This is a genomic window from Microbacterium sp. gxy059 (assembly GCF_050958665.1).
Lineage (GTDB): Bacteria > Actinomycetota > Actinomycetes > Actinomycetales > Microbacteriaceae > Microbacterium.
On record NZ_JAMXWT010000004.1, the window covers coordinates 34,709 to 43,752 of the forward strand.

At 71.4% G+C, this 9,044-nt stretch carries 13 protein-coding genes, 2 tRNA genes and 1 pseudogene; 4 read left to right on the top strand and 12 right to left on the bottom strand.

Going from position 1 to position 9,044, the window contains the following annotated elements; all coding sequences use genetic code 11:
• Window positions 1–88 precede the first annotated feature (88 nt).
• Window positions 89–161, bottom strand: a tRNA-Glu gene (locus tag NHL53_RS03980).
• Between the two features lie 182 nt (window positions 162–343).
• Here NHL53_RS03980 and NHL53_RS03985 point away from each other — a divergent pair.
• Window positions 344–985, top strand: coding sequence for an MBL fold metallo-hydrolase (locus tag NHL53_RS03985; protein ID WP_433775385.1), 642 nt, complete (start codon window positions 344–346; stop codon window positions 983–985).
• On the top strand, window positions 982–1,530 hold the full coding sequence (locus NHL53_RS03990; protein ID WP_433775387.1) for an NADPH-dependent FMN reductase: 549 nt from the start codon (window positions 982–984) through the stop codon (window positions 1,528–1,530). The genes NHL53_RS03985 and NHL53_RS03990 overlap by 4 nt, the downstream gene beginning before the upstream one ends.
• Here NHL53_RS03990 and NHL53_RS03995 read toward each other — a convergent pair.
• The 7 genes and pseudogenes from NHL53_RS03995 to NHL53_RS04025 form a co-directional block, all read right to left on the bottom strand.
• On the bottom strand, window positions 1,508–1,912 hold the full coding sequence (locus NHL53_RS03995) for a metal ABC transporter permease (protein ID WP_433775389.1): 405 nt from the start codon (window positions 1,910–1,912) through the stop codon (window positions 1,508–1,510). The genes NHL53_RS03990 and NHL53_RS03995 overlap by 23 nt on opposite strands.
• Window positions 1,858–2,199 carry a metal ABC transporter permease gene (locus tag NHL53_RS04000; protein WP_433775391.1) on the bottom strand — a complete coding sequence of 114 codons (342 nt, stop codon included), beginning with the start codon at window positions 2,197–2,199 and terminating at the stop codon, window positions 1,858–1,860. The genes NHL53_RS03995 and NHL53_RS04000 overlap by 55 nt, the downstream gene beginning before the upstream one ends.
• On the bottom strand, window positions 2,139–2,423 hold the full coding sequence (locus NHL53_RS04005) for a metal ABC transporter permease (protein WP_433775393.1): 285 nt from the start codon (window positions 2,421–2,423) through the stop codon (window positions 2,139–2,141). Before NHL53_RS04005 ends, NHL53_RS04000 begins: the two co-directional genes overlap by 61 nt.
• Complete coding sequence (locus tag NHL53_RS04010) at window positions 2,423–3,166, bottom strand: anchored repeat-type ABC transporter ATP-binding subunit (RefSeq protein WP_433775395.1); 744 nt, start codon at window positions 3,164–3,166, stop codon at window positions 2,423–2,425. The genes NHL53_RS04005 and NHL53_RS04010 overlap by 1 nt, the downstream gene beginning before the upstream one ends.
• Window positions 3,163–3,675: a choice-of-anchor M domain-containing protein gene (locus tag NHL53_RS04015; RefSeq protein ID WP_433775397.1), complete on the bottom strand. Its 513-nt coding sequence runs from the start codon at window positions 3,673–3,675 to the stop codon at window positions 3,163–3,165. The genes NHL53_RS04010 and NHL53_RS04015 overlap by 4 nt, the downstream gene beginning before the upstream one ends.
• Window positions 3,676–3,691: 16 nt before the next feature.
• Window positions 3,692–3,853: pseudogene (locus NHL53_RS04020) on the bottom strand (metal ABC transporter solute-binding protein, Zn/Mn family); the annotation flags it as partial.
• 50 nt (window positions 3,854–3,903) lie between these two features.
• Complete coding sequence (locus tag NHL53_RS04025) at window positions 3,904–4,407, bottom strand: choice-of-anchor M domain-containing protein (RefSeq protein ID WP_433775399.1); 504 nt, start codon at window positions 4,405–4,407, stop codon at window positions 3,904–3,906.
• Here NHL53_RS04025 and NHL53_RS04030 point away from each other — a divergent pair.
• A complete protein-coding gene (locus tag NHL53_RS04030; protein ID WP_433775401.1) occupies window positions 4,406–4,942 on the top strand; it encodes an N-acetyltransferase family protein in 537 nt (178 codons plus the stop codon). The genes NHL53_RS04025 and NHL53_RS04030 overlap by 2 nt on opposite strands.
• A 7-nt stretch (window positions 4,943–4,949) precedes the next feature.
• On the opposite strand, the gene NHL53_RS04035 is transcribed toward NHL53_RS04030, so the two are convergent.
• The gene (locus NHL53_RS04035) at window positions 4,950–5,747 is read right to left on the bottom strand and encodes a fructosamine kinase family protein (protein WP_433775403.1); all 798 of its coding nucleotides are present in this window, start codon (window positions 5,745–5,747) and stop codon (window positions 4,950–4,952) included.
• A gap of 88 nt (window positions 5,748–5,835) precedes the next feature.
• Between NHL53_RS04035 and NHL53_RS04040 the strand changes: the two genes are divergently transcribed.
• Complete coding sequence (locus NHL53_RS04040) at window positions 5,836–6,192, top strand: hypothetical protein (protein WP_433775405.1); 357 nt, start codon at window positions 5,836–5,838, stop codon at window positions 6,190–6,192.
• A 306-nt stretch (window positions 6,193–6,498) separates the two neighbouring features.
• Here NHL53_RS04040 and NHL53_RS04045 read toward each other — a convergent pair.
• The 3 genes from NHL53_RS04045 to NHL53_RS04055 all read right to left on the bottom strand — a co-directional run bounded on the left by NHL53_RS04045 (window position 6,499) and on the right by NHL53_RS04055 (window position 8,990).
• A tRNA-Gln gene (locus tag NHL53_RS04045) sits at window positions 6,499–6,573 on the bottom strand.
• A gap of 92 nt (window positions 6,574–6,665) precedes the next feature.
• Complete coding sequence (gltX, locus tag NHL53_RS04050) at window positions 6,666–8,186, bottom strand: glutamate--tRNA ligase (RefSeq protein WP_433775407.1); 1,521 nt, start codon at window positions 8,184–8,186, stop codon at window positions 6,666–6,668.
• Between the two features lie 39 nt (window positions 8,187–8,225).
• Entirely contained in the window at window positions 8,226–8,990 is a 765-nt protein-coding gene (locus NHL53_RS04055; protein WP_433775409.1) for a fumarylacetoacetate hydrolase family protein, read from the bottom strand.
• Between the last annotated feature and the right edge of the window lie 54 nt (window positions 8,991–9,044).

Genomic DNA, 9,044 nt, shown 5'->3' on the forward strand with positions numbered 1-9,044 from the left:
GATACTCCCTCTCGCGTCACTCAGTGTAGGGCACGATCCCGGAAGACGAAGAAGCCCGGATCGTGTGATCCGGGCTTCTTCTCTGCGGTGACCCCAGCGGGATTCGAACCCGCGTTACCGGCGTGAGAGGCCAGCGTACTAGGCCGCTATACGATGGGGCCGCATGTGCTCTGTTCTGTTTTCCGCTTCCCCTTCCGGGGCAACTCGATAAATGTACATCGGATCGGCGGGCACGGCAAAATCGAGCGGCCTCAGCGTGTCACCCGGGCGTGTCCTGCTCGCTCCGAACCATATTCCTTTTCGGGGCCGAGCGGAAGCCCTCGCTCGGTGGCATGCTCGGATCATGCGCGTCACCAAGCATGAGCACGCCCTCCTCTCCGTCCGCCAGGGCGGGGAGACCCTCGTGATCGACCCCGGCGGCTTCGCGCCGTCGCTCGGCGACCTCGGCGACGTCACCGCCGTCGTGGTCACGCACGAGCACCCCGACCACGCCGACCCCCGCCATCTGACGGAGCTCGCCGAGAGGTTCCCCGACGCCCGGATGCTCACGACCACCGCGACCGCGGAGGCGGCGCCGGTGCCCATGACGGTCGTCGCGCCCGGCGACGAGGTCTCCGCCGGGGTCTTCCGGCTGCGCTTCTTCGGCGGAGCGCACAGCGAGATCCACTCCTCGATCCCGATCATCGACAACCTCGGGGTGCTCGTGAACGACGCCCTGTACTACCCGGGCGACTCGTACGCGCTGCCGGGGGACGCCGAGGTCGCCCTGCTCGCCGCGCCGATCGGAGCGCCGTGGCTCAAGATCGGCGAGGCGATGGACTTCGTGCTCGCGGCGCGTCCTCGCCGCGCGTTCGGCACGCACGATGCGACGCTGTCGGAGATCGGCCTCCGCATGCATCGGGAGCGCCTCGCGTGGGCGACCGAGGAGCACGGAGGGACATTCCACCCGCTGGACGCGGGAGAGAGCATCGAGGTGACGGCATGAGGATCGGCATCATCATCGGATCGGTTCGAGATGGACGGAAGGGCGAGTCCGTCGCGCGCTGGGTCCTCGAGCGCGCCCGCCAGAGGGACGGCGCGGAGGTCGCGCTGATCGACCTGAGGGAGTTCGACCTCCCCCTCCTCTCCTCCCCCGTCGTCCCGATGGCCGCGAAGGGCGAGTACGACTCCCCCGCCGTGAGCCGGTGGGCAGACGCGATCGGCGCGTGCGACGCGTTCGTGTTCGTGACCCCGGAGTACAACCACAGCGTGCCCGGCGCGTTCAAGAACGCGATCGACAGCATCGGCGTCGAGTGGGTGCGCAAGCCCGTCGCCTTCGTCTCGTACGGCGCGGCCGGAGGGATCCGCGCGGTCGAGCACTGGCGTCAGATCGTCGCCAACTTCCACATGTTCGACGTGCGCGCCCAGGTCGCGTTCGACACCGCCTCGGAGTTCGAGGGCGCGGAGGTGGAGGCCTCCCCGCGCCGCGAGAACGAGCTCGGGACGCTGCTGACCCAGCTGATCGACATCACGACGACGCCGCGGGGCTGAGGGGCCCGACGCGCGGGGCGGACGCGGGGCGACGCCGGGAGGATCGGCGGATCCGCCCCGCCACGCCGTGCTGGGGCGCCCCGAGCCAGGCGGCGAGGAACAGCGCCGTCGCGGTCAGCACGATGGTGCCGCCGGTCGGCAGGTCGATGGCCCAGGAGAGGTAGAGGCCGACGAACGTCGAGACCGCGCCGAGCGCGGGCGCGAGCGCCATCATGACGGGAAGGCGGTCCGTCAGCAGCCGCGCGGTGGCGGCCGGCACCACGAGGAGCGCGAGGACGAGGATGTTGCCGATCGTCTGCACCGAGATCACGACCGCGACCGTCACCATCACGTAGAGGCCGAGGTCGATCCAGAAGACGGGCAGCCCGATCGAGCGCGCCATCTCGCGGTCGGGCTCACGGCGACGATCTCCTTGTGGAACAGGAGCACGCCGATGAGCAGGAGGGCGCCGGCCACGGACACCGTGACGACGTCCTCGTCGGGGATGCCGGTGATCGACCCGAAGAGGAAGCTCTGCAGGGAGCCCGAGTATCCGGGCGCCCGCGAGATCACCACGATGCCGAGCGCGAAGGCGGCCACGAAGAAGGTGCCGATGACGCTGTCCTCCTTCAGCCGCCTGTCCTGCGAGAACACCGCCACGAGCACGGCCGTGGCGATGCCCGCGACCATCCCGCCGAGGACGAGCGCGACCCCTGCAGCACGAAGGCGATGCTGAGGCCGGGGAAGACGGCGTGGGCCACGGCGTCGCCGATGAACGCCATGCCGCGCAGCACCACGTACGTGCCGATCACGCCGCAGACGACGGAGGACATCACGGCGATGAGGAGCGCCTTCGGCAGGAAGGAGAGCAGCGGGTTCGAGAGGTCGGCGAGGAAGTCGAGCGGCGAGAGCATCAGCGGGCTCCGATCTGCGTCAGGAGAGGAGAGCCCTCGCGGAATCCGAAGGTGCGCCGCCAGAGATCGTCGTCGGCGAGCGCCTCGGGCGGCCCGTCCGCCACGACCCTCCGGTTGATGAGCGCGAGGCGGGAGCACCCGTGCACGGCGCCGACGAGATCGTGCGTGGTCATGAGCAGAGCGGCGCCCTCATCGGACAGCTCAGAGAACAGATCCATGAGGAGCTCCTGCATGGGGATGTCGAGCCCGGTGAACGGCTCGTCGAGGAGGAGCAGGCGCGGGTTCAGCGCGAGAGCGCGCGCCACGAGGACCCGCTGCCTCTGACCGCCCGAGAGCTCCCCGACGGGACGTCGACGCAGGTCGGCGAGCCGGACGCGCTCGAGGGCCTCCCGCACCGCGCGCCAGTCGCGCACGCCGGGGCGGCGGAGCCATCCCGCCGACCGTGTGCGGCCCGACAGCACCACCTCCTCGACGCTGATGGGGAAATCCCACGCGAATTCGAGACGCTGCGGGACGTACCCGATGGTCCGCCGCGCGGAGCGCGTCGCGGATCCGCCCACGCGCACCTCCCCCGCGAAGATCGGGACGAGACCGAGGATCGAGCGGAGCAGGGTCGTCTTCCCCGCCCCGTTCGGGCCGACGAGGCCGACGAACTCGCCCGCGTCGATCGCGAGGTCGACCCCGTCGAGCACGGTGCGCCCTCCGAGGTCCACGGACAGGTCGCGCACATCGAGCAGCGTCATGCGTCGTCTCCCTCGCGCGGCGCGGGCTCGTCGGCCAGCCGACGCGCCCGGCGAGAGCGCAGCACGGCCCACACGGCCCCCGCGATCACGACGACCGCGGCGCCTCCGGCGACCAGGACGCCGGTCGGGATCGGATCGCTCGCCGCTCCCTCGGACGCCTCGGATCCCGCGGCCCCGATCTCCTCGTCGCCCGCGGCGCCGGCGTCCGGTACGGCGAACGCCCCGAAGGCGGTCTGCGGGTCGGTCTCGTCTCCCACGGCGATCTGCAGGACGTCCCGGTCGCTCGCCGTCTCACCGCTCGCGAGCTCTGCGGTCAGCTCGACGTCGACGCCGTAGACGCCCGGCTCCGTGAGCGCCCAGTTTGCGTGGACGTGCGTGTTCGCCTCCGCCCAGATGTCCTGCGGCTCGGGATCCGCGCTGTCCCACAGCAGGGAGGGCGGATCGAAGTTGCGGTTCTGAAGGAAGGAGCTTCTCGAGCTCGAGCAGATAGGCGTCGGCGTTCGCCGCATATTCGGACGCGTGAGCGGGATCCAGCCGGGTGACCGTGTCGCGGATGATCTCGACGTACGCCTGCGCGTTGTGCACGTCGTGCCACAGATGGGGGTCGATCTCGCCGTGCACGTGCGCGCCGAGAACCGCCTGCGGGAGCTGGTAGACCGTGTCGCCCGCCTCCCCCAGGAAGCGCATGCGCGATTCGCCGGGGATCTCGTGCAGAGCGGCCGTCGGCACGGAGACGATCACGTCGTCCGGATCCAGGTTCTGCTGGGCGTGCTCGCCTCCCCCCGCTGTTCGTCGTAGAGGATCTCGATCGCTCCGCCGGGCGCGTCGAGGTTCGCCGTGAGGTCGGCATGGCCGCCGTCGAGCCCGACCGCGTCCTCCGCCCCCTCGATGCCGCAGGAATCGATGCCGACCGCGAAGCGCACGGCCCCAGGCGAGGCGAAGTCGACCCGCGTGTCCTCGTCGACCTCGACGGAGGCGTCGAAGGTCGCCTCGTACAGCCCCGGCTCCGTGAACGCCCAGCTCATGTGCGTGTGCGCGGCGGGCGGCAGCCGCGTGGCGTCTGCCTCGTCGATCCCGTCGCGGGTGTCGACGGAGAAGGCCGGATCGCCGAAGGTCTCCGTCAGGTAGGCGAACATCCCGCCGGGCCCCTCGACCCGCGTCGCGGTGAGCTCGATATATCTGCGCCGCTCGCGCAGGTCTGCGCCGCTCGCGGGCTGTGCGGCGTGGCAGGATGCCTCCATGCCCGATTCCCTCGTCATCCGCGAAGCCGCTGCCGGCACGGCGGATCCGACGGCGATCTCCGCGCTCGCGGCGCGCACGTTCCCGGATGCGTGTCCGGCATGGCTGCCGGAGGAGGAGATCCGCGCGTTCCTCGCCGAGAGCCTCTCGCCCGCGCAGTTCTCGGCCTGGCTGTCCGACGCCGACGCGCGCGTGATCGTCGCCGAGGAGGGCGGGACGCCGGTCGGCTACGCCGTGAGCCTGCACGGCACACACCCGGAGGCGCCCGCCGGGTGGGAGGGAGAGCGCACCGCCTATCTGTCGAAGCTCTACGTCGACCGCCGCCTCCGCGGGGGTCTCGGCGCGCGTCTCCTCGCCGCCGCCGAGGAGACGGCGCGAGCCGACGGGTGCGCGGCGATCTGGCTCGGCGTGAACGACGAGAATGCCCGGGCGCTCGCGTTCTACGAGCGGTCCGGGCTCGCTCGGGTCGGCACGCGCCGGTTCTGCGTCGGAGGGCGCCTCTGCTCCGACGAGGTGCGCGGACGACGCCTCCGCTGACGGTCTGTCAGACGTACCGGCGCGCGATGTCGAGCGACGCGGGTACGTACGAGCCGCCGAACAGGTGGGCGTGCATGATGAGGATCCCGAGCTGGTGCAGCTCGATGCGCCCGCACCATCCGTCCGCGAGGGGCGAAGCCTCGTCGTAGCCGGACAGGACGTCGTCGAGGAACGGGAAGCCGAACACGGCGAGCGTCGCGAGATCGGTCTCGGCGTGGCCGCCGTGCGCCATGGGGTCGATGAGCGTCGCGCCGCGCGCCGTGCCGTCGTAGAGCACGTTGCCCGCCCACATGTCGCCGTGCACGCGGGCCGCGGGATGTCCGCTCTCGGAGACGAGACGCGGCTGGGGAGCGTCGAGGGATCCGCCCTCGAGCACGTCCGCGAGGCGATCGAGAACCGCCGTCTCCTCCTCGTCGATCGCGCCGGCGTCGCGGAGCAGCCGGGAGAACACCCGGATCCGGTGCTCGGCGAAGAACGCGCCCCAGGTCTCCGGCGCGCCCTCGGGATCCGTCACGAGCGGCGTGCGGGATCGCCCCATCCACGCCGGCCCCGACCAGCCGTCTGCGGGGCGCCCCCATCCGTCGGCGCCCGCGGCATGGGTGCGGGCGAGCGCCGCGCCGAACGCCCGCGCGGCGTCTGCGGAGGGGCGCGCCTCGTCGACCCAGGCGGTCTCGAGGCGCCGCTCATCGACGGAGATCACGTCGGCGACGTGCGCCCCGCCGACCCGCTGCGCGGCCCCGAGCCAGCGGAGCCCTGCCGCCTCGCCCCGAGGGTCGCCTCCGGTCTTCACGAACGTGCGCTCCATGCGGGTCACCCTAGCCGCGATGCCGGCGCCGGCGCGCCATCGCACCGGGCGTCGAGGGAGCCGCACGAGGTTCGGTAGCGTATGCGCCATGGACGCCGTCGCCGACTTCCTCGACGACTGGAGCCGCCGCTGGGCGGAGGCGATCGCCGCCGCGGTGGATGCTCTGCCCGCGGACGTCGCGAGCGGGCGGATCTACGGGGCGGCTGTCACCGTGGCCGACGGCGGCGCCGTGCCCGGGCTGCTCGTGCAGACCGAGTCCCGCCTCGCCGCGATCGCCGACCCCGCGGCCGACCCGGAAGACGCCCGGTACTGGCGCTGGCGGCCCGACGAGTCGGGCGTGGATGTCGCCGATGACGCCCTGGCCGCGCTGTCGTCCGAGCTCGGGGAGTGGGCGGAGACGCACCCGCAGCTCACCGCGGAGGGCGATGACGACATGCCGCTCTAGAGCAGGGAGTGGGTCGACGGATCGCACCGCGCTCTCGTCGCGGCGCTGGGATCCGACACGGTCAGGGGCGCGTTCGCGCGCCAGGGAGCGGATCCCGTCCTGGTCGTCACCGAGACCGACGGCGGCGTGGCCCGAGCATTGGAGGCGTTCGATGCCCTGAACTCGCACCGCGACGATGACCTGGCCCGCGATGCGCACCTGTTCTGGCAGGAGAACGCCGACAGCTGAGGGCCGCGAGCGGCGGACGGACCCATCCAAGCGGGGAAACGAGAAGGCCCCCGGATCATCCGGGGGCCTTTCTCATCTTGGCTGGGGTACCTGGACTCGAACCAAGAACAACTGAACCAGAATCAGCCGTGTTGCCAATTACACCATACCCCAAGGGCGCTCCGGCCTGGGCCGTCACAAGTGACTAGCTTAGCTCACGTCTGCGACGCGGCCAAACCCGCCCTGCGGCCGGGGCGTGTCGCGCTCTACGCCGCCGAGGCGAGACGGTCGACGAGGATCTGCAGGCGGGAGATCGTGACCTCCTTGCCGAGGAGCTCCATCGACTCGAACAGCGGCGGCGAGACGCGGCGGCCCGACAGGGCCACGCGCGGCGGCGCGTAGGCGACGCGCGGCTTGAGCCCGAGCCCGTCGATCAGAGCGGTCGACAGGGCGTCCTGGATCGCCTCCGTGCGGAACTCCTCGTCGGAGAGCGACTGCAGCGCGGCGATGCTCGCCGTGAGCACCTGCGGGGCGTCGTCGGAGAGCTTCGCGACGGCGTCCTCGTCGTACTCGAGCTCGTCGGCGAACAGGAATCCGAGCATCGCCGGGGCGTCGCCCAGGAGCTGCATGCGCGACTGGACGAGGGGCGCGGCCGCGCGCACCAGGGCGCGATCGTCGTCGGTCGGCTCGCCGCCGAAGACGCCCGCCTGGGTGAGGTACGGCTCGAGACGCGCGGCGAAGTCGTCCGCGTCGAGCAGGCGGATGTGGTCGCCGTTGATCGACTCGGCCTTCTTCTGGTCGAATCGCGCGGGGTTGGGGTTGACGTCGGCGATGTCGAACGCGGCGACGAACTCGTCGAGCGAGAACACGTCGCGATCGGGCGCGATCGACCAGCCGAGCAGCGCGAGGTAGTTCAGCAGGCCCTCGCGGATGAACCCCTTGTCGCGCTGCAGGAACAGGTCCGCGCGGGGGTCGCGCTTCGAGAGCTTCTTGTTCCCGTCGCCCAGCACGAGCGGCATGTGGCCGAACTGCGGGATGAAGTCGGTCACGCCGGCCTCGATGAGGGCGCGGTACAGCACGATCTGGCGGGGCGTCGAGGGCATGAGGTCCTCGCCGCGCAGCACGTGCGTGATGCCCATGAGCGCGTCGTCGACGGGGTTCACGAACGTGTACAGCGGGATGCCGTTGGGGCGCACGATCACGAAGTCGGGGAAGGATCCCGCCGGGAAGGTCACCTCGCCGCGGATCAGGTCGACGTACGTGATGTCCTCGTCAGGAACCTTCAGGCGCAGGGCGGGCTGACGCCCCTCGGCGCGGAAAGCGACCTTCTGCTCGTCGGTGAGGTCGCGGTCGAAGTTGTCGTAGCCCTGCTGCTTCGGACGGCCGTTGGCCTCGTTGCGGGCGTCGATCTCCTCCGCCGTCGAGAAGCTCTCGTACACGAGGCCCTTCTCGATGAGCGCGTCGAGCACCTCGCGGTGCAGGTCGTGGCGCTCGGACTGCCGGTAGGGGGCGTGCGGTCCGCCGGCCTCGACGCCCTCGTCCCAGTCGATGCGCAGCCAGCGCAGCGCGTCGAGGATCTGCGCGTAGCTCTCATCGCTGTCGCGGTTCGCGTCGGTGTCCTCGATGCGGAAGACGAGCTTCCCGCCGTGGTGGCGCGCGTAGGCCCAGTTGAACAGGGCCGTGCGGATGAGGCCGACGTGCGGCAGGCCGGTGGGCGACGGGCAGAAGCGGACGCGCACGTCGCTGCCGGTGGCCTGGGTGGTGCGGGGATCAGGTGCAGAAGACATCGTCCCCATCCTAGGCCGCGCGCCCCGGGAGAACGCGGGCTACGCGTCGCGCGCCACGTTGCGGAGCGTGCCGATCTGCGGCACCTCCACCTCGATGACGTCGCCCGCGACGAACGGCCCCACGCCCGCCGGCGTGCCGGTGAGGATCACGTCGCCCGGAAGCAGCGTGAAGGCGGCGGAGACGTACTCGACGATCGCCGGCACGTCGAAGATCATGTCGCGGAAGGATCCCCGCTGACGCTCCTCGCCGTTGACGCGCGTGATGATCTCGCCGCCCGCGAGGTCGAGCTCGGTCTCGATGGCCGGCCCGAGGGGGCAGAACGTGTCCATGCCCTTCGCCCGCGCCCACTGGCGGTCGGGCTTCTGCAGATCCCGCGCCGTGACGTCGTTGGCGACGGTGTATCCGAAGACGTAGTCGGCCGCGTCGGACGCCGCGACGTTCTTCGCGATGCGGCCGATGACGATCGCCAGCTCCCCCTCCCACTGCGTGTCCTGCGACTGGGGCGGACGCACGATCGCGTCGCCCGGGCCGATCACGGCCGTGTTGGGCTTGAGGAACAGCAGGGGCTCGGCGGGCACGTCGTTGCCGAGCTCGGTCGCGTGGTCGCGGTAGTTGCGGCCGACGCCGATGACCTTCGACCGCGGGATCACGGGGGCGAGCAGCGCGACGTCGGCGAGCGAGACCCGCTCCCCCGTCGTCTCGTAGCCCGCGAGGATCGGATCCCCCTGCAGCACGACGAGCTCGATCCCGTCGACGATGCCGTAGCGGATGGCGTCGTTGTGGCTGAAGCGCGCGATCTTCACCCTGCCCACCCTACGCGCTCCGCCCGCCCCGGCGGACCGGGGCGGGCGGAGCGA

What these genes read in the sequence shown, in the direction of transcription:
- NHL53_RS03985 (WP_433775385.1), top strand. Translation starts at nt 344, where the DNA reads ATGCGCGTCACCAAGCATGAGCACGCCCTCCTCTCCGTCCGCCAGGGC.
- NHL53_RS03990 (WP_433775387.1), top strand. Translation starts at nt 982, where the DNA reads ATGAGGATCGGCATCATCATCGGATCGGTTCGAGATGGACGGAAGGGC.
- NHL53_RS03995 (WP_433775389.1), bottom strand. Translation starts at nt 1,912, where the DNA reads ATGGCGCGCTCGATCGGGCTGCCCGTCTTCTGGATCGACCTCGGCCTC.
- NHL53_RS04000 (WP_433775391.1), bottom strand. Translation starts at nt 2,199, where the DNA reads ATGGTCGCGGGCATCGCCACGGCCGTGCTCGTGGCGGTGTTCTCGCAG.
- NHL53_RS04005 (WP_433775393.1), bottom strand. Translation starts at nt 2,423, where the DNA reads ATGCTCTCGCCGCTCGACTTCCTCGCCGACCTCTCGAACCCGCTGCTC.
- NHL53_RS04010 (WP_433775395.1), bottom strand. Translation starts at nt 3,166, where the DNA reads ATGACGCTGCTCGATGTGCGCGACCTGTCCGTGGACCTCGGAGGGCGC.
- NHL53_RS04015 (WP_433775397.1), bottom strand. Translation starts at nt 3,675, where the DNA reads ATGCGGCGAACGCCGACGCCTATCTGCTCGAGCTCGAGAAGCTCCTTC.
- NHL53_RS04030 (WP_433775401.1), top strand. Translation starts at nt 4,406, where the DNA reads ATGCCCGATTCCCTCGTCATCCGCGAAGCCGCTGCCGGCACGGCGGAT.
- NHL53_RS04025 (WP_433775399.1), bottom strand. Translation starts at nt 4,407, where the DNA reads ATGGAGGCATCCTGCCACGCCGCACAGCCCGCGAGCGGCGCAGACCTG.
- NHL53_RS04035 (WP_433775403.1), bottom strand. Translation starts at nt 5,747, where the DNA reads ATGGAGCGCACGTTCGTGAAGACCGGAGGCGACCCTCGGGGCGAGGCG.
- NHL53_RS04040 (WP_433775405.1), top strand. Translation starts at nt 5,836, where the DNA reads ATGGACGCCGTCGCCGACTTCCTCGACGACTGGAGCCGCCGCTGGGCG.
- gltX (WP_433775407.1), bottom strand. Translation starts at nt 8,186, where the DNA reads ATGTCTTCTGCACCTGATCCCCGCACCACCCAGGCCACCGGCAGCGAC.